This window comes from Mesorhizobium sp. IMUNJ 23033, from assembly GCF_044778005.1.
Taxonomy (GTDB): Bacteria; Pseudomonadota; Alphaproteobacteria; order Rhizobiales; family Rhizobiaceae; genus Mesorhizobium; species Mesorhizobium amorphae_A.
Window position 1 is genome coordinate 138,007 of the sequence record NZ_JBJACT010000006.1, and the last position, 25,740, is coordinate 163,746.

Annotated in this window: 16 protein-coding genes, 1 tRNA gene and 1 pseudogene; 14 read left to right on the forward strand and 4 right to left on the reverse strand. The window is 63.5% G+C overall.

The features are described 5' to 3' along the window. Window positions 1-121 precede the first annotated feature (121 nt). From ACFX5Q_RS09750 to ACFX5Q_RS09780, 7 genes are all read left to right on the forward strand, one after another. On the forward strand, window positions 122-2,584 hold the full coding sequence (locus tag ACFX5Q_RS09750; protein ID WP_404277272.1) for a glycogen/starch/alpha-glucan phosphorylase: 2,463 nt from the start codon (window positions 122-124) through the stop codon (window positions 2,582-2,584). A 121-nt stretch (window positions 2,585-2,705) separates the two neighbouring features. Beyond that, window positions 2,706-4,919, forward strand: a complete 2,214-nt coding sequence (gene glgB, locus ACFX5Q_RS09755; RefSeq protein WP_404277273.1) for a 1,4-alpha-glucan branching protein GlgB — start codon at window positions 2,706-2,708, stop codon at window positions 4,917-4,919. A gap of 35 nt (window positions 4,920-4,954) precedes the next feature. Further along, window positions 4,955-6,220, forward strand: coding sequence for a glucose-1-phosphate adenylyltransferase (gene glgC, locus ACFX5Q_RS09760; RefSeq protein ID WP_192183714.1), 1,266 nt, complete (start codon window positions 4,955-4,957; stop codon window positions 6,218-6,220). A 22-nt stretch (window positions 6,221-6,242) separates the two neighbouring features. Further along, window positions 6,243-7,688, forward strand: a complete 1,446-nt coding sequence (gene glgA, locus ACFX5Q_RS09765) for a glycogen synthase GlgA (protein ID WP_404277274.1) — start codon at window positions 6,243-6,245, stop codon at window positions 7,686-7,688. A 3-nt stretch (window positions 7,689-7,691) separates the two neighbouring features. Then, entirely contained in the window at window positions 7,692-9,320 is a 1,629-nt protein-coding gene (locus ACFX5Q_RS09770; protein WP_404277276.1) for an alpha-D-glucose phosphate-specific phosphoglucomutase, read from the forward strand. A gap of 194 nt (window positions 9,321-9,514) precedes the next feature. Then, window positions 9,515-11,527 carry a glycogen debranching protein GlgX gene (glgX, locus tag ACFX5Q_RS09775; protein WP_404277277.1) on the forward strand — a complete coding sequence of 671 codons (2,013 nt, stop codon included), beginning with the start codon at window positions 9,515-9,517 and terminating at the stop codon, window positions 11,525-11,527. Beyond that, window positions 11,528-13,156 (forward strand): alpha-glucosidase family protein, encoded by a 1,629-nt coding sequence (locus ACFX5Q_RS09780; RefSeq protein WP_404277278.1) that lies wholly within the window; start codon window positions 11,528-11,530, stop codon window positions 13,154-13,156. It begins immediately after the preceding gene. A 6-nt stretch (window positions 13,157-13,162) separates the two neighbouring features. Here the strand turns inward: ACFX5Q_RS09780 and ACFX5Q_RS09785 are convergent. Beyond that, a pseudogene (locus tag ACFX5Q_RS09785) lies at window positions 13,163-13,291 on the reverse strand (hypothetical protein); the annotation flags it as partial. A gap of 387 nt (window positions 13,292-13,678) precedes the next feature. On the opposite strand from ACFX5Q_RS09785, the gene ACFX5Q_RS09790 reads away from it, so the two are divergent. From ACFX5Q_RS09790 to ACFX5Q_RS09805, 4 genes are all read left to right on the forward strand, one after another. Beyond that, window positions 13,679-15,271 carry a peptide ABC transporter substrate-binding protein gene (locus ACFX5Q_RS09790; protein WP_404277279.1) on the forward strand — a complete coding sequence of 531 codons (1,593 nt, stop codon included), beginning with the start codon at window positions 13,679-13,681 and terminating at the stop codon, window positions 15,269-15,271. A 173-nt stretch (window positions 15,272-15,444) separates the two neighbouring features. Next, window positions 15,445-16,368, forward strand: a complete 924-nt coding sequence (locus ACFX5Q_RS09795) for an ABC transporter permease subunit (protein WP_192183720.1) — start codon at window positions 15,445-15,447, stop codon at window positions 16,366-16,368. Continuing rightward, window positions 16,361-17,488 carry an ABC transporter permease gene (locus ACFX5Q_RS09800; RefSeq protein ID WP_404277280.1) on the forward strand — a complete coding sequence of 376 codons (1,128 nt, stop codon included), beginning with the start codon at window positions 16,361-16,363 and terminating at the stop codon, window positions 17,486-17,488. The genes ACFX5Q_RS09795 and ACFX5Q_RS09800 overlap by 8 nt, the downstream gene beginning before the upstream one ends. Window positions 17,489-17,505: 17 nt before the next feature. Next, a complete protein-coding gene (locus tag ACFX5Q_RS09805) occupies window positions 17,506-19,125 on the forward strand; it encodes an ABC transporter ATP-binding protein (RefSeq protein ID WP_404277452.1) in 1,620 nt (539 codons plus the stop codon). Window positions 19,126-19,152: 27 nt separating this feature from the next. Here the strand turns inward: ACFX5Q_RS09805 and ACFX5Q_RS09810 are convergent, their stop codons facing one another. Continuing rightward, a complete protein-coding gene (locus ACFX5Q_RS09810; RefSeq protein WP_404277281.1) occupies window positions 19,153-19,494 on the reverse strand; it encodes a hypothetical protein in 342 nt (113 codons plus the stop codon). Between the two features lie 186 nt (window positions 19,495-19,680). Next, window positions 19,681-19,757: transfer RNA gene (locus ACFX5Q_RS09815), tRNA-Pro, on the reverse strand. 200 nt (window positions 19,758-19,957) lie between these two features. On the opposite strand from ACFX5Q_RS09815, the gene ACFX5Q_RS09820 reads away from it, so the two are divergent. Next, window positions 19,958-21,478, forward strand: a complete 1,521-nt coding sequence (locus ACFX5Q_RS09820; protein ID WP_404277282.1) for a phosphomannomutase/phosphoglucomutase — start codon at window positions 19,958-19,960, stop codon at window positions 21,476-21,478. 36 nt (window positions 21,479-21,514) lie between these two features. On the opposite strand, the gene ACFX5Q_RS09825 is transcribed toward ACFX5Q_RS09820, so the two are convergent. Beyond that, the gene (locus tag ACFX5Q_RS09825) at window positions 21,515-22,402 is read right to left on the reverse strand and encodes an NmrA/HSCARG family protein (RefSeq protein WP_404277283.1); all 888 of its coding nucleotides are present in this window, start codon (window positions 22,400-22,402) and stop codon (window positions 21,515-21,517) included. A 98-nt stretch (window positions 22,403-22,500) separates the two neighbouring features. Here ACFX5Q_RS09825 and ACFX5Q_RS09830 point away from each other — a divergent pair, with 98 nt between their 5' ends. Both ACFX5Q_RS09830 and ACFX5Q_RS09835 read left to right on the forward strand, forming a co-directional pair. After that, entirely contained in the window at window positions 22,501-23,400 is a 900-nt protein-coding gene (locus ACFX5Q_RS09830) for a LysR family transcriptional regulator (RefSeq protein WP_404277284.1), read from the forward strand. A 48-nt stretch (window positions 23,401-23,448) separates the two neighbouring features. Beyond that, on the forward strand, window positions 23,449-25,689 hold the full coding sequence (locus ACFX5Q_RS09835; RefSeq protein ID WP_404277286.1) for an AGE family epimerase/isomerase: 2,241 nt from the start codon (window positions 23,449-23,451) through the stop codon (window positions 25,687-25,689). Window positions 25,690-25,740 lie beyond the last annotated feature (51 nt).

The following is a 25,740-nucleotide window of genomic DNA, read 5'->3' on the forward strand; positions in this document are numbered from 1 at the left end:
CCGCAGGTGAACCCGGTGGCGTCCCGATCTAAATCGATTGAACATATGCTGCAATGCACTAGGATGGGCTGGGAGTAGCGGTGAAAGCCGGTATGATCGCGGCACGATCACGAGAGGCATTATGACGCGCACGATGACATCCGAAGCCCCCGTCCTCGAAATCCCCGACCCCAAGACGCTCGCCGACGAAGTCCTGCTGGCCCTCAAATACAGGGTCGGCAAGGGCACCAACGTCGCCACCCAGTACGACTGGCTCACCGCTTCGATCAAGGTCGTGCGCGACCGCATCGTCGATCACTGGATGCAGGCGACGCAGGAGGCCTACGCCCAGCAGGAAAAGCGCGTCTACTATCTGTCGCTGGAATTCCTCATCGGCCGCCTGATGCGCGATGCCTTCTCCAATCTCGGTTTGATGGACAATATGCGCGAGGCGCTCAAGTCTCTCGGCGTCGACCTCGACCTCATCGCCGGGCTCGAACCGGATGCAGCGCTTGGCAATGGCGGTCTCGGCCGGCTTGCCGCCTGCTTCATGGAAAGCATGGCTACCGTCGACATTCCCGCGCACGGCTACGGCATACGCTATGCCAACGGCATGTTCCGCCAGGAAATCCATGACGGCTGGCAGGTCGAGCTGCCCGAAACCTGGCTCGACCACGGCAACCCCTGGGAGTTCGAGCGTCGCGAACGCTCCTTCGAGGTCGGCTTCGGTGGCTCGGTGGAGTCGATCACCTCGAAGGACGGCCGGCTCGAACGCCACGTCTGGAAACCGACCGAGCATGTGCTGGCCGTCGCCTACGACACGCCGGTGGTCGGCTGGCGGGCCAACCGAGTCAACACGCTACGCTTGTGGTCCGGTATGCCGATTGATCCGATCCTGCTCGACAAGTTCAATGCCGGCGACCACATCGGCGCGCTTGCCGAGAGCAACAAGGCCGATGCCTTGTCGCGCGTGCTCTATCCGGCCGATTCCCACAAGGCCGGGCAGGAACTGCGGCTGCGGCAGGAGTATTTCTTCTCCACCGCCTCGCTGCAGGACATTCTCCAGCGTCATCTCAGCCAGTATGGCGATCTGCAGTCGCTGCCCGACAAGGCGGCGATCCATTTGAACGACACCCATCCGGCCATCGCCGTGCCGGAACTGATGCGCCTCCTGATGGATGTCCACGGCATGGATTTCGACGAGGCCTGGGACATCACCAAGCGCACTTTCGGCTACACCAACCACACGCTGCTACCCGAAGCGCTTGAAAGCTGGCCGGTGCCGCTGTTCGAGCGGCTGCTGCCGCGCCACATGCAGATTGTCTACGCCATCAACGCCGAGGTGCTTCTGGAGGCGCGCGCCACCAACAAGTTCTCGGGCGAGCAGATCAGCCGCATCTCGCTGATTCAGGAAAACGGCGACCGCCGGGTGCGCATGGGCAATCTGGCCTTTGTCGGCTCGCACTCGATCAACGGCGTTTCGGCGCTGCACACCGAATTGATGAAGGAGACGGTCTTCGCCGATCTCCATAAGCTCTACCCTGGTCGCATCAACAACAAGACCAATGGCATCACGCCCCGGCGCTGGCTGATCCAGTGCAATCCCGGCCTCACCGCGCTGACCCGCGAGGCGATCGGCGACCGCTTCCTCGATGACATCGATGCGATCAAGGGGCTTGACGCCTTTGCCGACGACGCCGCCTTCCGTGACAAGTTCGCCGCCGTCAAGCGGGCGAACAAGGCCAGGCTCGCCAACCTGGTCGCCGACCGGCTCGGCATCAAGCTCGATCCCTCGGCGCTTTTCGACATCCAGGTCAAGCGCATTCACGAATACAAGCGCCAGCTGCTCAACATCCTGGAAGCGGTCGCGCTCTACGACCAGATCCGCTCACACCCCGAGCGCGACTGGATGCCGCGCGTGAAGTTCTTCGGCGGCAAGGCGGCACCCAGCTACCACAACGCCAAGCTGATCATCAAACTTGCCAACGACGTCGCCAGGGTCATCAACCGCGACCCGGCTGTGCGCGGCCTGCTGAAAGTGGTGTTCGTGCCGAACTACAATGTCAGCCTGGCCGAGATCCTGATGCCGGCCGCCGACCTCTCCGAGCAGATATCGACCGCCGGCATGGAAGCATCCGGCACCGGCAACATGAAGTTCGCGCTGAACGGCGCCCTGACCATCGGTACGCTCGACGGCGCCAATGTCGAGATTAAGGAATGCGTCGGCGACGACAACATCTTCATTTTCGGCCTGACCACCGCCGAGGTCGCCGAGCGGCGCAACAACGGCTACGATCCGCGCGCCGTGATCGAGGCATCGCCGGAACTGTCGCAAGCGCTCGCCGCCATCTCGTCGGGCGTCTTCTCGCCTGACGATCCCGACCGTTATCGCGAGCTGATCAACGGCCTCTATGGCAGCGACTGGTTCATGGTGGCGGCCGACTTCGACACCTATGCCGCCACCCAGCGCGACGTCGACACCGTCTGGCGCAACAGTCCCGACTGGTACGCGCGGGCGATCCGCAATGTCGCTCGCGTCGGCTGGTTCTCGTCCGATCGCACGATCCGCCAATATGCGAAAGACATCTGGAACGTGCCCGCCTGATATGCTTGCATGAGACCACGAACAATGTGGTCCGCGTGCATGTCGCCCAAAAGTGTGCAGCGGTTTTGGGACGACGACATGCGCAACAACAAAGGTGCCGCCCGGGGAGGGTAACTGCCTGATGAGGAAGCCGCGCGCGACCGCTGCGACAAGCGGGCCGGACGGACTGGCGCCAGCCGGCGATGTCGCGGCGATTGTCGCCGGCACGCATGGCGATCCATTCGCGGTGCTGGGCGTGCATGAAGCCGGTAAGGGCTTTGTCGCCCGCTGCTTCGTGCCGCATGCCGAGTTCGTCACCGCCTATACGCTGACCGGCAAGAATGCCGGCGAATTGTCCCGGCGCGACGATGGCGGTTTCTTCGAGGGCAAGCTGTCGCTCAAGAAACGCCAGCCGCTGCGCTATCACGCCAGGAATGCCGGCGGCGACTGGTGGCTGACCGATCCCTATTCCTTCGGTCCCGTGCTCGGCCCGCTGGACGATTACTACATCGCCCAGGGATCGCACCTCAGGCTGTTCGACAAGCTCGGCGCTCATCTCATCGACCATGAGGGCGCGTCGGGCGTGCATTTTGCCGTCTGGGCGCCCAATGCGCGGCGCGTCTCGGTGGTCGGCGACTTCAACGAATGGGACGGTCGCAGGCATACGATGCGCGACCGCCGCGACACCGGCATCTGGGAGCTGTTCATTCCCGACATAGGCGCCGGCCGGCCCTACAAATACGAGATCATCGCGCCCGATGGCGTGCGCCTGCCGCTCAAGGCCGATCCGTTCGCCTTCAAATCCGAGCTGCGCCCGGCCACCGCTTCGGTGACGGCGGTACCGCCGGCGCATGAATGGGGCGACGAAGCGCACCGCAATTTCTGGCGCAACGCCGATCCCCGCCGCGAAGCGATCTCGATCTACGAGGTCCATGCCGGCTCGTGGCAGCTGCGCGACGACGGCACCTTCCTGTCATGGGACGAACTCGCCGACCGGCTGATCCCTTATGTCGCCGAAACCGGTTTCACCCATATCGAATTCATGCCGATCTCCGAACACCCCTATGATCCGTCCTGGGGCTACCAGACCACCGGCCTCTACGCGCCGTCGGCCCGCTTCGGCGATCCGGACGGTTTTGCCCGTTTCGTCGATGGCGCCCATCGGGCCGGCATCGGCGTCATCCTCGACTGGGTGCCGGCGCATTTCCCGGTCGACGCGCATGGGCTGGCCAATTTCGACGGCACCGCGCTCTACGAGCATGCCGACCCGCGCAAGGGTTTTCATCCCGACTGGAACACGGCGATCTACAATTTCGGCCGCCGCGAGGTGGTGTCTTTCCTCGTCAACAACGCGCTGTTCTGGGCCGAGAAATACCATGTCGACGGTCTTCGCGTCGATGCGGTGGCCTCGATGCTCTACCTCGATTATTCGCGCAAGGCCGGCGAATGGATCCCCAACGAGAAGGGCGGACGCGAAAATCTCGAAGCGGTCAGCTTCCTGCAGAAGATGAACAAGGAGATCTACGGCCATCATCCCGGCGTGATGACCATCGCCGAGGAATCGACCTCATGGCCGAAGGTGTCGCAGCCGGTGCATGAGGGCGGCCTGGGCTTCGGCTTCAAGTGGAACATGGGCTTCATGCACGATACGCTGGAGTATTTCTCCAAGGAGCCGATCTTCCGCAAGCATCACCACAACGACATCACCTTCGGCCTGGTCTACGCCTTCTCCGAGAATTTCGTCCTGCCGCTCTCCCATGACGAGGTCGTGCACGGCAAGGGCACGCTGCTCGGCAAGATGGCCGGCGACGACTGGCAGAAATTCGCGACGCTGCGCGCCTATTACGCCTTCATGTGGGGCTATCCCGGCAAGAAGCTGCTGTTCATGGGCCAGGAATTCGCGCAGCTCCGCGAGTGGAGCGAGGCGCGCGCGCTCGACTGGAACCTGCTCGATTTCAGGCTGCATCGCGGCGTCTGGCAGACCGTGCGCGACCTCAACTACCTCTACCGTTCGCGCCCGGCGCTGCATGCGCGCGACTGCGAGCCGGAGGGGTTTTCGTGGCTGATCGTCGACGACAGCGCCAACTCGGTGTTTGCCTGGCTGCGCAGCGCGCCGGGCGGCAACCCGATCGCTGTCATTTCCAACTTCACGCCGGTGCCGCGCGACAATTACCGCGTGCCGTTGCCGCAGGCCGGCAAATGGCGCGAGATCATCAACACGGATGCTTCGGACTATGGCGGTTCTGGCCAGGGCAATGGCGGCGAGGTCGAGGCACGGGCGGAAGGAGGAGGCATATCGGTGACGATGCTTTTGCCGCCGCTGTCGACGACCATGCTCGAATTTGTTCCGGACTGAGTGATGTTTCAGACTGAGTGACTTGGGAGGGTAATATGGCAGACACGAAACGGACCCAGCCGCTGGCGCGCGACGCTATGGCCTATGTGCTGGCGGGCGGGCGCGGCAGCCGCCTCAAGGAATTGACCGACCGGCGCGCCAAGCCAGCGGTCTATTTCGGCGGCAAGACGCGCATCATCGATTTCGCGCTCTCCAATGCTCTCAACTCAGGCATTCGCCGCCTCGGTGTCGCCACCCAGTACAAGGCGCATTCGCTGATCCGCCACCTGCAGCGTGGCTGGAACTTCCTGCGCCCCGAGCGAAACGAAAGCTTCGACATCCTGCCCGCCAGCCAGCGGGTTTCGGAAACGCAGTGGTATGAGGGCACGGCCGATGCCGTCTACCAGAACATCGACATCATCGAGGCCTACGGGCCCGAATACATGGTCATCCTCGCCGGCGACCACATCTACAAGATGGACTACGAGCTGATGCTGCGCCAGCACGTCGACGCCAATGCCGACGTCACTGTAGGCTGCCTCGAAGTGCCGCGTATGGAAGCGACCGGCTTCGGCGTCATGCATGTCGACGCCAAGGACAACATCATCGCCTTCGTCGAAAAGCCGGCCGACCCGCCCGGCATTCCCGACAAGCCGGAGTTCGCCCTGGCCTCGATGGGCATCTACGTCTTCAAGACCAAGTTCCTGATGGAGCAACTGCGCCGCGATGCTGCCGAGCCCGGCTCGAGCCGCGACTTCGGCAAGGACATCATTCCCTATATCGTCCAGAACGGTAAGGCGATCGCCCACCGCTTCGCCAAATCCTGCGTGCGTTCGACCGCCGAGAACGAGGCCTACTGGCGCGATGTCGGAACAGTCGACGCCTATTGGGAGGCCAATATCGACCTCACCGACGTGACGCCGGAGCTTGACCTCTACGATCGCGACTGGCCGATCTGGACCTATGCCGAATTGAAGCCGCCGGCAAAGTTCGTGCACGACGAGGATGGCCGGCGCGGCTCGGCTGTCTCCTCGCTGGTGTCGGGCGATTGCATCGTCTCGGGCGCTTCGCTGAAGCGCAGCCTGATCTTCACCGGCGCCCGCATCAATTCCTATTCGACGCTGGAAGAAGTCGTCATGCTGCCCGACGTTCATGTCGGCCGGAACGCAAAGTTGAAGCGCGTGGTCATCGATCACGGCGTAAGGATACCGGAAGGGCTGGTGGTCGGCGAAGATCCCGTGCTCGACGCCAAGCGTTTCCGCGTCTCGGAAAAAGGCATCTGCCTGGTCACGCAGGACATGATCGACAAGCTGAAGCTGTAGGCAGAATTGGATTTGTAGGCGCATGCAGGTTCTGTCGGTCACGCCCGAGATCTTCCCGCTGATCAAGACCGGCGGGCTTGCCGACGTGACCGGCGCGCTGCCCATTGCGCTGGCCGGCAAGGGCGTCGCCATGCGCACGCTGATCCCCGGCTATCCTGTCGTCATGGACGCTTTCAAGAAAAAAAAGGCGGTCTATCAATACCCGCTATTGCAGGGCGGCAAGGCCTCGATCCATGCCGTCCAGATCGCCGGGCTCGACCTGTTCGTGCTCGATGCGCCGCATCTGTTCGACCGTCCCGGCGACCCCTATGGCAATGCGACAGGCGCCGACTGGCCGGACAATTGGCGGCGCTTCGCCGCCTTGAGCCAGGCCGGCGGCGACATAGCCGGTGGCGCCATCTCCGGCTACCAGCCCGACATCGTGCACGCCCATGACTGGCAGTCGGCGATGACGCTGGCCTATATGCGTTACGGCAAGGCGGTCGGCATACCGTCGCTGATCACCGTGCACAATCTCGCTTTTCAGGGTCAGTTCGGCGCCGGCATCTTCGGCGAGCTTGGCCTGCCGGCGGTGGCGATGGCGCTCGACGGCGTCGAATATTACGGCGGTGTCGGCTTCCTCAAGGCCGGCCTGCAGGCCGCCTGGGCGATCACCACGGTGAGCCCGACCTATGCGCAGGAGATCCGCTCGGCCGAATTCGGCATGGGCCTCGACGGCCTGATCAACATGCGCTCGACCGATCTCTACGGCATCGTCAACGGCATCGATGTCGACATCTGGAACCCGGAAACCGACAAGCATCTGGTGGCAAGTTATTCGGGCGCGACGCTTGAGGCGCGGCGCGCCAACCGGACGGCGGTCGAGGACCGCTTCGGCCTCGAGCGCGACGACAGCCCGATCGTCTGCGTCATCAGCCGGCTGACCTGGCAGAAGGGCATGGACATACTCGCCGCGGTCGTCGACGGCGTCGTCGCGGCCGGCGCGCGGCTGGCGATCCTGGGCTCTGGCGACGCCGGTCTCGAAGGTGCGCTGCTCGCCGCCGCCGCCCGCCATCGCGGCCGTATCGGCGTCGTCGTCGGCTATGACGAGGGGCTCTCCCACACCATGCAGGGCGGTTGCGACGCGATCATCATTCCGTCGCGCTTCGAGCCTTGCGGGCTGACCCAGCTCTACGGCCTGCGCTATGGCTGCGTGCCCATCGTCGCCCGCACTGGCGGCCTTGCCGATACCATCATCGACGCCAATGAAGCGGCGATTTCGGCCGGCGTGGCGACCGGCTTCCAATTCGCGCCGAACAATGCCGGCGCGCTGCTGCACGCCATCCGCCGGCTGGTCGACGCGCATGCCAGCGCCGCAACCTGGCAATCGATCCAGCGCCAGGGCATGAAGGCCGATGTCTCGTGGGACAAGAGCGCCGAAAAATACGTCGAACTCTATCGCTTGCTGCTATCGAAAAGGGCTGCCTGAGGCATGATCAGAACCGTCGCCACCAAACCTTATCTCGACCAGAAGCCCGGCACCTCCGGCCTGCGCAAGAAGGTGCCGGTATTCCAGCAGGAGCATTATGCCGAGAACTTCATCCAGTCGATCTTCGACGCGCTGGAGGGATTTGAGGGCAAGACGCTGGTGATCGGCGGCGACGGCCGCTTCTACAACCGCGAGGTCATCCAGAAGGCCATCGCCATGGCCGCAGCCAACGGTTTCGGCAAGGTGATGGTCGGGCAGGGCGGCATATTGTCGACGCCGGCCGCTTCGCACGTCATCCGCAAATACAAGACCTTCGGCGGCATCATCCTGTCGGCCAGCCACAATCCCGGCGGTCCGCATGAGGATTTCGGCATCAAGTACAATGCCGGCAATGGCGGCCCGGCGCCGGAAAAGCTGACCGACCTGATCTTCGAAAAGACCAAGACGATTGCGAGCTTCAAGATCGCCGACATCGGGCCGATCGACATCGACAAGATCGGTACCGTCAAGGCGGACGGCATGACCGTCGAGATCATCGATCCAGTCACCGACTATGCCGAGCTGATGGAAAGCCTGTTCGATTTCGACGCCATCCGCGCCAATTTCAAATACGGCTTCCGCATGCGCTTCGACGCCATGCATGCGGTCACCGGGCCCTATGCCAAGGAAATCCTCGAACGGCGGCTTGGCGCTCCCAACGGCACCTGCTGCAACTTCAAGCCATTGCCTGATTTCGGCGGCCATCACCCCGATCCGAACCTGGTCCATGCCAAGCATCTCTACGACGAGATGATGGGACCGGACGCGCCGGATTTCGGCGCCGCCTCCGATGGTGACGGCGACCGCAACCTGATCATCGGCAAGGGCATCTTCGTCACGCCGTCGGATTCGGTGGCGATGCTTGCCGCCAACGCGCATCTGGCGCCGGGCTACAAGGAAGGCCTCAAAGGCATCGCCCGCTCGATGCCGACCAGCGGTGCGGCCGACCGCGTCGCCGAAAATCTCGGCATCGGCATCTACGAGACGCCGACCGGCTGGAAGTTCTTCGGCAATCTGCTCGATGCCGACATGGCGACGATCTGCGGCGAGGAAAGTGCCGGCACCGGCTCCAACCATGTCCGCGAGAAGGATGGCCTGTGGGCGGTGCTGTTGTGGCTGAACATCCTGGCGGTGCGCGGCGAAAGCGCCAAGCAGATCGTCACCGAGCACTGGGCAACCTACGGCCGCAACTATTATTCGCGCCACGACTATGAAGAGGTCGAGACCGATCGCGCCAACGCCCTGGTCGACGAGCTGCGTGCCAAGCTTGGCTCGCTGCCGGGCACCAGCGTGCGCGGCATGACAATCGCCAGCGCCGATGATTTCGCCTACCACGATCCGGTCGACGGCTCGGTCAGCAAGAACCAGGGCATCCGGGTGCTGTTCGAAGGCGGCTCGCGCGTGGTCTTCCGCCTGTCCGGCACCGGCACCTCGGGCGCGACGCTGCGCGTCTATATCGAGCGCTACGAGCCCGACAAGGCGAGGCACGATCTGGACACGCAGGAGGCGCTTGCCGATCTGATCGAGGCTGCAGACGATATCGCCGGGATCAAGAGCCACACCGGCCGCAACAAGCCGAGCGTGATTACTTGAGGTTGGTTGAGAGGGCTCCCCCTTCTCCCCTTGTGAAGGGGACCGAGCGAAGCTCGGTCGGATGAGGGGTGCTCCAGCTTGGCGCAATCGGCGTTCAAATCACTGATGCCTCATTTCTTCCAACACCCCTCATCCGTCTCGGCGCTGCGCGCCGATCCACCTTCTCCCACAAGGGGAGAAGGGGAGGCGCTCGCGTGAGCCAGCTCGGCGCAACCGTCAGCCGCGAGGGCATCCGTTTTGCCGCCTGGTCGTCGTCGGCGAGGCGCCTTTGGGTCTCGATCTTCGACAAGACTGGAAACCGCGAAATCGACCGGCTCGAGCTCCAGCCGGAAGGCGAGGGCGTCCATGCCCTGTTCGTCGCTGGCCTCGGTGCCGGCGCGCGATACGGCCTTCGCGCCGATGGTGATTATGCGCCCGATCGCGGCTCTTGGTTCGATCCGGAGAAGTTGCTCGTCGACCCCTATGCCGTTGAGATCGACAGGCCTTATGCCCATCACTGGCGGCTTGCCGCGCGGCGCAACGAGGGCGCAGACACCGCGCCGTTGATGCCGAAGGCCGTGGCCAAGACCTTGCCGAAGCCGCTGCCTGTCTTGCCGCCCCTGTTCCGACCTGGTGGCCTCGTCTACGAAGTGCCGGTGCGCGCCTTCACCATGCTGCATCCGGATATCCCCGAGAGACAGCGCGGGACGATTGCGGCCCTTGCCCATCCTGCAATTATCGAGCACCTGAAGAAACTCGGCGTTGGCGCCGTCGAACTGATGCCGGTCACGGCCTCGATCGACGAGCGGCATTTGCCGCCGCTCGGGCTCAGCAACGCATGGGGCTACAATCCCGTCACCTTCATGGCGCTCGACCCGCGCCTGGCGCCAGGCGGGCTGACCGAATTGCGCGACACGGTCTCGGCACTGCGCAAGGCCGGCATCGGCACCATCCTCGACCTCGTCTTCAACCACACCGGCGAAAGCGACCGGATCGGCCCGACGCTGTCGCTGCGCGGCCTCGACAACAGCGCCTACTACCGGCACGAACCGGACGGCAGGCTGGTGAACGACACCGGCACCGGCAACACAGTCGCCTGCGATCACCCGATCGTCGCGGAGATGGTGCTGGACACGCTCCGTCATTTCGTCCGCCATGCCGGGGTCGATGGTTTCCGCTTCGACCTCGCGCCCATTCTCGGCCGCATCGACGGCGTGTTCGACCCGGCCGCGCCACTGCTCAAGGCCATCGCCGCCGACCCCGTTCTCGCCGACAGGGTTCTCATATCGGAGCCCTGGGACATCGGCCTGGACGGCTATCAGCTCGGCAATTTTCCAGCGCCCTTCCTCGAGTGGAACGACAGATACCGCGACGATGTCAGGCGCTTCTGGCGCGGCGACGTCGGCATGGTCGGCGCGCTGGCGACAAGGCTCGCCGGCTCGTCCGATGTGTTCGCCAAGGCAGATCAGTCGGTGAACCGCACTGTCAACTTCATCGCCGCGCATGACGGCATGACGCTGGCCGACCTCGTCGCTTACGAGCGCAAGCACAACGCGGCCAATGGCGAGCAGAACCGCGACGGCCACAACGAGAACCTGTCGTGGAACAACGGTGTCGAAGGCGAGACCTCGGATACTGGGATTGCCGAAGACCGTTTTCACGACCGCTGCGCGCTGCTCGCCACGCTGTTTGCCTCGCGCGGCACGATCATGCTGACGGCGGGCGACGAATTCGGCCGCACGCAAAAGGGCAACAACAACGCCTATGCCCAGGACAATGCGATCACCTGGCTCGACTGGGCCGGGCGCGACCTGAAGCTGGAAGCCCACGCATTCGTGCTCGCCGCAATACGCCGCGCCGCACCAGTGCTTTCCGGCACAGATTTTCTGACCGGAGAGCCGCCGGCGGGTTCGGACTTTCCCGACGTCGCCTGGCTGACCGAGACGGGAGCGCCGCTTCGCGAGGCGGACTGGCACGATCTGCGGCGGCATCGCCTGGTCATGCTGCTTGGCGGCGCCGGCGCTAGCGATGGCCGCTTTGCCGTCATCGTCAATGGCGACCGTCGCCAATCGATATTCACGCTACCCGGGCGTGAGGGATTTCATTGGGTTCCGGCGATCGAAGCCCCGGCCGGCGGCGTCGACATCGCACGGCCTGTGCCGGGGCGGACGGTGATTTTCATGATTGAGCGCCGAGCCGGAAAGGCCAGCGCCAGGAAGGGTTCGTAAATGGCTGACCAAAATGCCGAATGGTGGCGCGGCTGCGTCATCTACCAGATCTACCCGCGCTCCTTCCAGGATACGACGGGCGACGGCAGCGGCGACCTACGTGGCATCACCAACCGTCTGGAGCATGTCGCCTCGCTCGGCGTCGACGCCGTCTGGCTGTCGCCCTTCTTCAAGTCGCCGATGGCCGACATGGGCTATGACGTATCCGACTATCAGGACGTCGATCCGATGTTCGGCAGCCTCGAGGATTTCGACGCGCTGATCGCCGAAGCGCACCGGCTCGGGCTTAAGATCATCATCGATCAGGTCCTGTCGCATTCCTCCGACAAGCATGAATGGTTCGTCGAAAGCCGCGCCAGCCGCGACAATCCCAAGGCCGATTGGTATGTCTGGGCCGACGCAAGGCCCGATGGCAGCGCGCCCAACAACTGGCTGTCGCTCTTCGGCGGCCCGGCCTGGGAATGGGATGCCACGCGGCGGCAGTACTACATGCACAATTTCCTGGCCTCGCAGCCGGACCTGAATTTCCACAATCCCGAGGTTCAGGACGCGCTGCTGGAAACGGTGCGGTTCTGGCTGGAGCGCGGCGTCGACGGCTTCCGGCTGGACACGGTCAACTACTATTTTCATGACCAATGGCTGCGCGACAACCCGCCTCTGGCGGCAAGCGTCGCCGGCACCAACGAGGCCACCACCACCTATGCCTTTCAAATGCATCTGTTCGACAAGACGCAGCCGGAAAATCTGACTTTCCTCGGGCGCTTTCGGGCGCTGCTCGACGAACATGGCGGCCGCGCCGCGGTCGGCGAGGTCGGCGACGAAGACCGCTCGCTGCAGACGCTCGCCGCCTATACCTCCGGCGGCGACAAGCTGCAGATGTGCTACACTTTCGACCTGCTCGGCCCGCAATTCTCGGCCGCGCACATTCGCGGCTGCGTCGAGGCGTTCGAGACCGCGGTCGCCGACGGCTGGGTCTGCTGGGCCTTTTCCAACCATGACGTGGTGCGCCATGTCAGCCGCTGGACGCGCCCGGGCGGCGACCCCGAAGTGGTAGCGAAATTCTCCATCGCGCTGCTCTCCTGCCTGCGCGGATCGATCTGCCTCTACCAGGGCGAGGAACTCGGGCTGGAGGAGGCGGAACTCGCCTTCGAGGATTTGCGCGATCCGTTCGGCATCCGCTTCTGGCCGGGCATCAAGGGCAGGGACGGCTGCCGCACGCCGATGGCCTGGGAAGCGGGCGCCGACAATGCCGGCTTCACCTCGGGCAAGCCGTGGCTTCCCGTGCCGGTCGGTTATCGCGCCTGCGCCGTTGACATCCAGAACGGTGAGCAGGCGTCGGTGCTTGCCGCCTACCGGGCGATGCTCGGCTTGCGCAAGCGGCATCCGGCGCTGGTCACCGGCTCGATCCGCTTCCTCGATGCCGAAGGCGATGTTCTTGCCTTTATCCGTGAAGGCGGCGGCGAGACGCTGCTCTGCGTCTTCAACTTCGCCGACGAGCCGGCAAGCTGGGCGTTGCCGCCGGAATTGGCCAGCGTCGAGGCGATCGATCCGGGTGGCGCTGCTGCTGTTGCGCAAGAAGAGGGTCTGTCGCTGGCGCCGCTCGGCTGGTTTCTCGGGCGGGCAGGCTGAAGCATCCTATTGAACAAGCACGGAGCGCCCGCAGGTCGCGCCGGTAACACGGATATCGGCCTCGCCGACATACACGACGAGCGCGGCAAGCACATTGTAGACCAGGTCGTCGACTGGCGCGGTTGTCGAGGCCAAGGCCCAGCGTGCAACCATGCCGAGCAGAAGCGGACGAAGTTCCCGCGGCGTCTGTCCGGAAGCGAGGTCATGAACTGCGGCTTTTGGGGCTCGGCGGCATAGTGCCGAGCATGCCAAATCCCGACTGCAAAAACAGAAAACAGGCCGAGCAACCGTTGGGTGTGCCAAGTTGAAGGGCGTTAGACTTTAGACGTCGCTGTTTTAGCGGAAGGTTGCTCACTTAGCGTCAAGCAAGACTCGGTTGAAATCGCATTTCCGTCTGTCTAGTCTCCTGCCACCAGCCGCCGGACAGGGAACCGGCAGCGCGCTCAAAAGGGGCCAGATATCGGTTCCGGGGCGTCAACACGTAAAGGCGCGCCGACGGCAGTGCCGACAGGGAGAAACGTCATGCTGAAAAATATGCTGAAGGCGACAGTGTTCGCTACGACGATGGCTTTGACGGCCGGAACGTTCTACACGCCGGCTTTCGCCGAGACCGTCTATAACAGAGGCAGCGCCGCCGAAGCGGAGACGGTCGATCCGCACAAGACCTCGACCGTCTACGAAGCCGATATCATACGCGACCTGTTCCAGGGACTGGTCATGCACGATCAGAAGACGAACCTCATTCCGGGCGCCGCCGAAAGCTGGACGGTATCGGATGACGGCACCGTCTACACCTTCAAGCTGCGCAAGGACGGCTTATGGTCGGATGGCAGCCCGGTGACGGCGGACGACTTCGTCTACTCCTTCCGTCGGCTGGAGGATCCGGCGACCGCCGCCGAATACGCTTCCATGCTCTATCCGGTGAAGAACGCCGAGGAAGTCAACACCAAGAAAGGCAAGCCCGAGGATATGGGCGTCAAGGCGATTGACGCCAACACCCTGGAAGTGACGCTGAAGGCACCGACACCATACTTCTTGGAGATGCTGACCCACCAGGCCACCTATCCGGTCAACAAGGCCTCAATCGAAAAGCTCGGCGCCGACTGGATCAAGGCGGGCAATCTGGTTTCGAACGGCGCCTATACGCTGGCCGAGTGGATTCCCAATGACCACATGAAGCTGGTCAAGAATCCGAAATTCTGGGACGCCGCGAGCGTCAAGATGGACGTCGTCAACTATATCCCGACCGAAGACCGCTCATCGGCGATGAAGCGCTTCGAGGCAGGCGAACTCGACAGCTACGGCGACCTGCCGACCGAACAGCTCGCTGACCTCAAGACCAAGTTCGGCGATCAGGTCCGCGTCGGACCGTATCTCGGAACCTACTACTATGCGATCAAGACCGACAAAGCGCCGTGGGACAACCCAGAGCTGCGCACCGCCATCTCGATGGCGATCGACCGCGACTTCCTCGCGGAGAAAGTCTGGCAGAACTCGATGCTGCCCGGCTACTCGATGGTGCCTCCGGGCATCGCGGGCTACACCCCGGCAATGGCCAAATACGCCGACATGCCGCAGATCGACCGCGAGGACGCTGCCAAGAAGATTCTCGAGAAACTCGGCTATACGCCCGAGCATCCGCTGAAGATGGAGATCCGCTACAACACCTCGGAAAACCACAAGAACACCGCGGTTGCCATCCAGGAACAGCTGAAGCCGCTTGGCGTCGAGGTCACGCTGCTCAACACCGACACCAAGACCCACTACTCCTTCCTTGAGCAGAAGGGCAACTACGACGTGGCGCGTGCCGCCTGGATCGCCGACTACAAGGATCCCGAGACCTTCCTCGGCATCACACGCAAGGCCAGCGGCAACAACTATTCGAACTATGTCAGCCCGGCATATGAAGCGGCCATGGACAAGGCCGCGGCTGCCGGCGGCAAGCCAGAAGAGCGCATGAAGGACCTCACTGAGGCCGAGCGCATCCTTGTCGATGACGTCGGCAACATTCCGCTTCTCTACTACAGCTTCCACGATATCGTTTCCTCGAAGCTGCATGGCTTCGATGACAATGTGATGGACATCCATCCGTCCCGCTTCGTCTCCAAGGACTGAATCATCCTTGACCAGCCCGCCGCGCCTCATCTGGGCGCGGCGGGCTGGTCGGTCATCGCATCGGTCCGAAAGTCGTGCTCGATTTTCGGCAAGCCCGGTGCGAAGATTTGGCGCCGGAGCATGGCAATGCGTCCGCATTGACGTAATGTCGCTCTGGCCGAAGCGGGGCGCCGATGCTGCGATATATTCTCCGGCGGCTTCTGACCGCCATACCGACGCTATTCGTCATCGTGACCATGGCGTTCTTCCTGATACGCGTCGCACCAGGCGGCCCATTCAATCAGGAGCGGGGCTTGAGCCCCGAGATCAGGGCCAATCTGGAAGCTCAGTTCGGCCTCGACGATCCGCTCTGGCTGCAATATGCCCATTATCTCGGCAATCTTTTGCGCGGCAATTTCGGGCCGAGCTACAATTTGCCTGACTTCACCGTCACCGAACTCTTCGCCAAAGGCTTGCCGATTTCAGTCCAGCTTGGCACCTCCGCGCTGATCCTGGCGCTTCTGCTGGGTTCGGTGCTCGGCACCGTTGCCGCGCTCAACCAGAACAAGCTTGGCGACTATACGGTGATCGCGCTGGCGACCGCCGGCAGCACCATCCCTACCTTCGTCATCGCTCCTGTGATTCAGCTGGTGTTCGGATTGACCTGGAAGCTGTTGCCGATCGGCGGCTGGGGTGATGGCGCCTTCATCAACAAGGTCGGCCCGGTGCTGACGCTGGCTTTGCCGCAGATCGCCATCGTTGCCCGCCTGATGCGCGGTTCGATGATTGAGAGCTTGCGTTCGCATCATATCCGAACGGCGCGTGCGCTCGGCCTCTCCGACTGGTCGGTGGTGGTCAAGCACGCGCTGCGCGGCGCCATCCTGCCGATCGTTTCCTTCACCGGTCCGGCGGCCGCGGCGCTGCTCACCGGTTCGGTCATCGTCGAGACCATTTTCTCCATTCCCGGTGTCGGCCGCTATTTCGTCGATGCCGCGCTCAACCGCGACTACACGCTGGTGATGGGGACCGTGGTGGTGATTGCGCTCTTCACCATCGTCTTCAACCTGATCGTCGACGTCATGTACGCGGTCGTCGACCCGAGGGTGCGCTATGACTGACATCGCAGCCACCGCCGCTCCTCCGGCCGTCGTCGGCCGCTCACTCTGGGGCGATGCCTGGGCGCGGCTCAAGGCCAACCGCGCCGCCATGTTCAGCCTCTATTATCTCGCCTTCATTGGCGTCATCAGCGTGTTCGGCCCCTGGTTCGTGCCGCATCAATACACCACCATCTACGCCGACTACGTGCGCACGCCGCCAAGTTTTTCAGCCTATCCGAAGGCCGACATGATCGAGACTGCGCTCAAGGATGCGATCAAGCGCATGCGCGTCGACATCAAGGAGTGGAAGCAGAAGGGCGATCGCGTCACCGTAACCGTCACCTCGACCAAGCCGATCGACGAGCGCAACATCCGCTATCTCGACCGCTCCGATGCCTTCGACGACACCAAGATAGAGAGCAAGTCGCCTGACGGGCTCGAAGTGACGATGAGTACCTCGGTCAAGCAGCAATATTTCCTGTTCGGAACCGACAATACCGGCCGCGATCTGTTGTCCCGCACGCTGATGGCAGGCCGCATATCGCTCGCCATCGGCCTGCTTGCCGGCGTTGTCGCCGTGGTCATCGGCGTCCTCTACGGGGCGGCGGCCGGCTTTTCCGGTGGCAAGATCGACGAGGTGATGATGCGCATCGTCGATGTGCTCTATTCCTTGCCCTTCATCTTTTTCGTCATCATGCTGGTGGTGTTCTTCGGCCGCAACTTCGTGCTGATGTTCCTGGCGGTGGGTGCGGTGCTATGGCTCGACATGGCGCGCATCGTGCGCGGCCAGGCGCTGTCGATCCGGCGCCAGGAATATGTTCAGGCGGCCGAGGCCATGGGCGTCGGCCAGCGCGGCATCCTGATCCGCCATGTCATCCCCAATTTGCTCGGACCGGTGGTGATCTACATGACGCTGCTGGTGCCGCAGGTCATCATCCTTGAAAGCTTCCTGTCCTTCCTCGGCCTTGGCGTGCAGGAGCCGATGACCAGCTGGGGCGTGCTGATATCGGTCGGCGCCAAGAACATCGGCACCGCCAACTGGCTGCTCCTGTTCCCCGCCTTCTTCCTCGTCTCGACGCTGTTCGCGCTGAATTTCGTCGGCGACGGCCTGCGCGACGCGCTCGACCCGAGAGATCGATAAAGATGGCAACCGTTGATATGGGAATTCCCGAAACGATCCTCAGCGTCAAGGACCTTCGTGTCCGCTTCCGCACGCTCGACGGCGCAGTCGAAGCCGTCAAGGGCATCAACATCCACGTCAAGGCAGGCGAAACCGTTGCCGTGGTCGGCGAATCCGGTTCCGGCAAGAGCCAGACGATGATGGCGGCGATGAGCCTGCTGGCCTCCAACGGCGAAGCCACCGGCAGTGTCGACTACCGTGGCCGCAACCTTCTGACGCTGAGCAAGTCCGAGCTAAACAAGGTCCGCGGCCGCAAGATCAGCATGATCTTCCAGGAGCCGATGACCTCGCTCGATCCGCTCTATTCGATCGGCAACCAGCTGATGGAGCCTATCCGCAGGCATCGCGGGCTGAATGCGACCGAAGCACGCGAGGAGGCCCTCAAGCTGCTGCGGCTGGTGCATATTCCCGATCCCGAGCGGCGGATGAAATCCTATCCGCACGAAATGTCGGGCGGCCAGCGTCAGCGCGTCATGATCGCCATGGCTTTGGCCAACGATCCCGACATACTGATCGCCGACGAACCGACGACGGCGCTTGACGTGACCATCCAGGCGCAGATCCTGATGCTGCTCGCCGAACTGCAGCGCAAGCTCGGCATGGCCATTGTCTTCATCACCCACGATCTCGGCATCGTCAGGCGCTTCGCCGACCGCGTCTACGTCATGCGCCAGGGCGAAGTGGTCGAGGAGGGCGACGCCGAAGCGCTCTTCGCCAGCCCGCAGCACGCCTACACCAAGATGCTGCTTGCCGCCGAGCCGACCGGTTCCAAGGCGCCGCCGCCGGTCAACGCGCCGGTGCTGCTCGAAGGCAGGAATGTCGAAGTGGTGTTCAGGATCGGCGGCGGCTTTCTTTCCGGCGAGCCGCTGATGCTGCGCGCCGTCGACCGCATCTCAATCCGGCTGCAGCGCAACCAGACGATCGGCATCGTCGGCGAATCCGGCTCGGGCAAGTCGACGCTCGGCCGCGCTTTGCTCAGGCTGCTGCCCAGCGACGGCCTGATCCGCTTCGGCGATCGCGACATTTCCGGTGCCGGCCGGCAGGCGATGCGGCCGCTCAGGCGCGAAATGCAACTCGTCTTCCAGGATCCGTTCGGCTCGCTGTCACCGCGCATGACCGTCGGCCAGGTCATCACCGAAGGGCTCCTGGTGCATGAGCCGAACCTTTCGGGCAAGCAGCGTGACCAGCGTGCCGTCGAGGCCTTGCTTGAGGTCGGGCTCGATCCCAATTCGCGCAACCGCTATCCGCATGAATTCTCCGGCGGCCAGCGCCAGCGCATCGCCATCGCGCGGGCCATGATCCTGAAGCCGAAGCTGGTGGTGCTGGACGAGCCGACCTCGGCCCTCGACCGCTCCGTGCAGAAGCAGATCGTCGAATTGCTGCGCAAGCTGCAGGCCGACCACGGATTGTCCTATCTGTTCATCAGCCACGACCTCGCCGTCGTGCGCGCCATGGCCGACTACATCATCGTCATGAAGCAGGGCAAGATCGTCGAGGAAGGGCCGACAGAGGCAATCTTCAGCAATCCGCAAGCCGCCTACACGCAAACGCTGATGAACGCGGCGATCGATGTCACGCGGTTTCGGTTGAGCGCCTGAGGCGACAGTCGTCCGACGGCTTGCCACTCATTGCGAAGAAGGGCACTGGCGCTTCCTTGCCGCGACGATGGCTAGTTGTTGCTGCTGGAGCCGTTCGATTCTGGCCGTCTCGCGGTTGGCGACCGCTGTCTTGACGGTCGAGCCGCCGAGCAGCCAGCGTGGGACGCTGGTATTGGCAACCTTGCCGTGGGTGATAGCGGTTTGCGAAATGTCGCTGGCCGTGTCGCCGAGCGCGCTGTTGAGCTCGGTGCACGTCATCTTGTCGTATTTCGCCGGGTCGAGCGATCTGCCCGTCGACGAACAGCCTGCTGCAAGAAGGAGCATAGCGGCCAGGGTGAATGGCAAGGCGGCCGTCGACGTCAGCTTCATGTCTTGTCCGGTCTCGCCATTCCTGACTCCATCATACCCGTGCAACTAGGGCAGGGCGCCATTAGGTCAAAGTGAGGGCTTGCTGTCGAGCATCATCGCGACTGGCCACGATCCGGCACGCATTTGGAGCTGCTCGATTGATGTGGGGGCGGCGGGAGGAACAAACACCCAAGTGCTTGTTTTTTCTGGTCGGAGTGGCAGGATTTGAACCTGCGACCCCCTCGTCCCGAACGAGGTGCGCTACCAGGCTGCGCTACACTCCGTGACCAGACCGCGGGCTTATAGCCGCCGTACTTCGTTCCTGCAAGCGGCAATGGCAGCGCTTCTGTCGCATTTCGTCCGCTTTCGTCCGGCATGGCCGGAATGCTCGGATTTTCCCCCGGGATAAACACGGTCTAAAGGCTTGCGTGCTAAGCCGCTGCCTCGATAGATCGTATTTTCTGCCGCCTGGAGTTCTGCTGTCTTGCCCCTAAAAATCGTTGGCGATGCCCGGCCCAACAGCTTCGAATTCGAAACCGACGCGCTGATCAAGGCGTCCGGCTTTCGCGAATACGACGCGCGCTGGTGGTTCGGCCATCCGGGCTCGACGGTGCAGCCGGAGCTCAACCTGATCGGCGTCCAGGCGCTCGGCATGGGGCTGGGCACGCTGATCCGTCGTCTCGGCGCCGGGCCCGACATCGTCGCCGGGCATGATTTCCGCTCCTATTCGCTTGGCATCAAGCTGGCACTGGTGTCCGGCCTGATGGCCGCCGGCGCCAGGGTGAAGGATATCGGGCTGGCGCTGTCGCCGATGGCCTATTTCGCCCAGTTTGCGCTGGATACGCCCTCCGTCGCCATGGTCACCGCCTCGCACAACGAAAACGGCTGGACCGGCGTCAAGATGGGTGCGACGCGGCCGCTGACCTTTGGCCCCGAGGAGATGGGCGCGCTGAAGACAATCGTGCTGGCAGGCGATTTCGACCTTGCCGGCGGCGGTTCCTACGAATTCGTCTCCGGTTTTCGCGCGACCTATCTCGACGACCTGGTCGGAGACAAGCGCATAGCGCGCAAGCTGAAGGTGGTCTGCGCCTGCGGCAACGGCACCGCCGGCGCCTTCGCACCGGAGGCGCTGGCGCGCATCGGCTGCGAGGTCATCCCGCTCGACGTCGAGCTCGATCATACCTTCCCGCGCTACAATCCGAACCCGGAGGACATGCAGATGCTGCATGCCATCAGGGACAAGGTTTTGGAGACAGGGGCCGATGTCGGCCTCGGTTTCGACGGCGATGGCGACCGCTGCGGCGTCGTCGACAATGAAGGCAACGAGATCTTCGCCGACAAGGTCGGCGTGATGCTCGCGCGAGATATTTCGCGGATCTATCCCGGCACGACCTTCGTCGTCGACGTCAAGTCGACCGGCCTGTTCAACACCGACAGCGTGCTCAGCGCCAACGGTGCCGTCACCGACTACTGGAAGACCGGCCATTCCTACATCAAGCGCCGCGTCGCCGAACTCGGCGCCGTCGCCGGCTTCGAAAAGTCCGGCCATTTCTTCTTCAACCCGCCGATCGGCCGCGGCTATGACGATGGGCTGATCACCGCTATCGCCATCTGTCAGATGCTCGATCGCAGCCCGGACAGTTCGATGGCCGATCTCTACCGCGCGCTGCCGCTTACCTATGGCACGCCCACCATGTCGCCGCACTGTGCGGACGATGTGAAGTATGGCGTGGTCGAGCGGGTGGTTTCCGACTTTCAGGCAATGCAGCGCGACGGCGCTATCTTCGCCGGCCAGAAAATCGCCGCACTCGTCACGGTAAACGGGGTGCGCGTCGTTGCCGAGGACGGCACCTGGGGTCTGGTGCGGGCCTCCTCCAACAAACCGGAGCTGGTCGTCGTGGTGGAGAGCCCGGTATCGTCGGAGCGGCGCCGGCAGATGTTCGAAGCCGTCGACGCCGTGCTGCGCCGCAGCGCCGAGGTTGGCGCCTACAATCAGACCATTTAGGTTCAGGCCTCGGCTTTGGGTTCAGGCGAAGAGCAGTCAGGCGGAGGAAGATGCCCGCTTGAGTGCGCTCCAGTCGAATGCGCGCGCCCAGTCGGCAAAACTGTGCCAGCGGACCTCCGGGAATTCCTTGTGCAGGGCGGCGATATCGACGTCGTAACCGATACGGTCGAACCATTCGAACATGAGTGCCGCATCCTCGCTCTGCTCGCGGGCCACGGCGATCGGGATTTCCTGGTAGTGGATTGGGCGGCCGATGGCTTGCGTCAGGATCTTCGCCTGTTCCTCGCCGGACAACTCGTCCCCGGCAAAATCAAAGCGCTTGCCGAACACCTGTTCGCGCTGCTCGACCAGAGCGGCAACGAAAGCGCCGATATCCATCAGGGTGACCAACTGGAGGACGCGCTTCGGGGGCATCGCAAAGGCATGCGTGCCCTGGCTGAGCGCGCCGATCGACCATGGCGCGACGACATTCTCCATGAAGGCGACCGGCGCGCTGATCGTGTAGGGGACGCCGAGCCCGACGATATGCTTCTCAACGAGATACTTGCTGTCGAAATGCGGGATGCCGGTTTGCTTGTCCGCGTCGGCAACCGACGAATAGATCAGATGCCCGACGCCGGCAGTCTTCGCCGCATCGGCGGCAAGAATCCCCTGGCGCGTCTCCTCCTCCATGCCGGCCTCATAGCTGTTGCCCATCAGGAACATGGTGTCGACGCCGCTTGCGGCTCTCACGACGGAGGCTGTGTCGGCGAGATCGCCGCCCACGACGTCGGCGCCCGCCAACGCCAGCTGCCTTGCGGCATCGCTGTCCGGCCTGCGTGTCAGTGCCTTGACGCGATGTCCTTTCGACAGCAGGGCGCGCGCAACCGCGCCGCCTTGCTGGCCGGTGGCGCCGGTCACCAAAATGCTTCGTTTGCTGGTCATTGAGTCTGCTCCTTCGTTGCGGTGGAGCAAATTTAGGGACTGCCATATTGATGCATAACTGCCTATAATTGAAAAACTTTGTCCCACATTCGGATACAATGCTCGATCTCAACGATATCGTCGTGTTCGCTCGCGTCGTCGAAGCCGGCAGCTTCACCGCTGCCGCGCGCCTGCTCGCCATGCCCAAGACGACGGTCAGCCGGCGCATAGCCGCGCTCGAGCGCGAGGTCGGGGTCCGTCTTCTGCAGCGCACGACACGCAGCCTCAATCTGACGGACGCCGGGCGCCTCTACTATGAGCAGAGCAGCCAGGCGTTGCGGACGCTCGAGGAAGCAAATCTGCGCCTCGCGGAAGCAAGGGCCGAACCTTACGGCACGATCCGCATTTCAGCACCCGTCGGCTTCGGGGGATATTTCCTCACCGGCGCCGTAGTTGAGTTTCTGGCGATGTATCCAAAGGCCAAGGTCGAGCTCCGCTTGACCGACGACAGGCTCAATCTGGTCGAGGACGGGATCGACCTCGCTTTCCGCACTGGCGTCCTGCAGGATTCGACGCTGATCGCCCGCAAGCTCGGCTCGACCCACAGGCTGCTCTGCGCCAGCCCGGACTATCTCGCGCGTCGCGGAGTGCCGGAAGCACCCACGGATCTCGTCGGCCACGACTGTGTCATCGCGGGTGCCTCGGCTACCGGCGCTCATTGGGTGCTGGAGGGGCCGGACGGTCAGGTGACGGTCGCCGTAGACGGGCGCTTCGCCGCCAACGAGATGCAGGCAGTCGTTGCGGCCACGCTTGCGGGCTTCGGTATCGCCCAATTGCCGCACGGCATGGCCGAGGCGCTCATCAGCGAAGGGCGCATGAAGCGTGTTCTCAAAGATTACACGACGCCGGCCGGCGGGCTGCATGTCCTTTATCCGAGCAGCCGCCACCTTTCGCCGCTGGTCAAGGCTTTCATCGAGCTGGCGGCCGAGCGCATTTCCAATCGGCTAAACACAGCTTAAAGGCATGTGTAGTAAGCAGTCGGCCACAACCTTGAGCGCGAGACCTGAATGAGCGAGCGGATCGTCAGTTTTGTCATGAGCGGCGGCGTCGGGTCGCGGCTCTGGCCGCTGTCGCGCGAGGACAATCCGAAGCAGTTCCATGACCTTTCCGGTCATGGCTCGATGCTGGCCAAGACCTTGCGCCGCCTGACGGCAAGGCCAGATGGCGAGACGCCGATCTTCCTGATCGCCGCCGAGCGTCACGCCGAGCGTGTTCATGCCGATCTCGCCGGCCTCGATCTCGCCGGCGGCGGCCCGCTGTTCGAACCGACCGGCCGCAACACCGCCGCCGCTGTCGCGCTGGCTACGTTGCGCACGCTGTCGGAATTCGGCGACAGCCTGGTGCTGGTGGTGCCGTCCGACCATGAGATTTCCACCACGCGGCAATTCTGGGAGAGCATCGAAGCGGGTGCCGCGGCGGCCAGCGATGGCCGGCTGGTGGTGTTCGGCATCAAGCCCACCCAGCCCGAGACCGGCTACGGCTATATCGAGGTATCGCGCGACAAGGCCGGCATCTTCGACGTGTCGCGCTTCGTCGAAAAGCCCGATCTCGCGACCGCGCAGAGTTATCTCGAGGCCGGAAATTTTTATTGGAACACCGGCATCTTCCTCTTTCGCGCCGGCGCCATGCGCGATGCGTTCGCGGCGTTTGAGCCAAAAATCTGGCAGGCGACAGAAACGGCCTACAAGGCGGCGACATCGGACCTCTCCGGCCTCTACATGCCGCTGGAACTCTACGCGGCCATTCCCTCGACCTCGATCGACTACGCCATCATGGAGCGGGCGACGGGCATCGCCATGGTGCCGGCCGGCTTTCGCTGGAACGACCTTGGCTCCTGGCAGTCGCTGCTCGATGTCGGTCCTTCCGACAGTCAGGGCAATGTCATCGTCGGCGATGTGGTCGCCATCGACTGCGAGAACTCCTACATCCGCAGCGACGGTCGGCTCCTGTCGGCCATCGGCATGAAGGACGTCGCCATTGTCTCGACCGCCGACGCCACCTTCGTCGCCCCGGTCAGCCACAGCCAGCACGTCAAGAAGATCGTCGAACAGTTGGAAAAGTCGGGCCGGCTGGAGACCCGCTTCACGCCAGCGCATGACCGGGTCATTGAAAGCGGCGCCTGGCGGCGGCGTGTTCGTCACTGGCTGTTCGAGGAGACCTTGCCGCTGTGGTCGACATCAGGCGTCGACGAGCGCCATGGCGGCTTCCACGAGGCGCTCGGCTTCGACGCCGCGCCGCTGCTGAAGCCGAAGCGCATGCGTACGCAGGCCAGGCAGGTCTATGCCTTCGCCGTCGCCAAGGCGCGCGGCTGGACCGGCCCGGCCGACCGGCTGATCAGCCACGGCATCGACTTCATGGCCGGCAAGGGCCGCACCGACAGCGGCGGCTGGGTGCGCACTCTGAATGTCGACGGTTCGGTCGCGGATTCCGCCGAGGACGCCTACGATCATTCCTGCGTTCTGCTGGCACTGGCGCACGCCCATATGTCGGGCAATCCCGATGCCTTGCTGCTCGGCGAGGAGACCTTCGCCTTCCTCGATGCCCATCTCGAGGATGAGCGCATGACCGGCTTCCTGGAAACCTCGAGCGGCGAGGGCGAGCGGCGCTCCAACCCGCATATGCACCTGCTCGAGGCCTTCCTCGCCTGGCATCAGGCGACCGGCGAGCGCGCCTATCTGCGCCGCGCGGCGCGCATCATCGACCTCTTCCGCAGCCATTTCTTCGACCCGGAAAGCTGGACGCTGGGCGAATATTTCGACCGGGAATGGAAGCCGTCCACCGGCGAGAAAGGCCAGGGGACCGAACCTGGCCATCATTTCGAATGGGCCTCGCTGCTGGTCGATTTCGCCGCCCGCAGCGGCCAGACCGAGTTGAGCGGCTTTGCCCGAAAACTCTATGCCTCGGCGATCGCCAACGGCCTCAACCGCGCCACCGGCCTGTCCTACGGCGCCGTCTCCAGGCAGGGCCTGCCGCTTGACCTTGTGTCGCGCAGCTGGCCGCAGGCCGAGGCGGTCAAGGCGGCGATCGCGCTGGATGGCTCAGGCGGGCCGGACCTGAAGCCCGAGATCGAAGCCCGCGTCGGTCGTCTGTTCCGCTGGCACATCGACCCGGCGCCGCTCGGCCTCTGGATCGACCGCATCGACGAGCGCGGCCGTTCGCTGGCATCAGACGTGCCGGCCAGTATTTTTTATCATCTGGTTTGCGCGCTGACGCAGTATCTGGATGGGACGGCGGAGAAGGGTAGCTGAGAGGTTGAAGCTGCCGACATCCCTCGCAAGGGGGAGATCGGCTCTCATGTC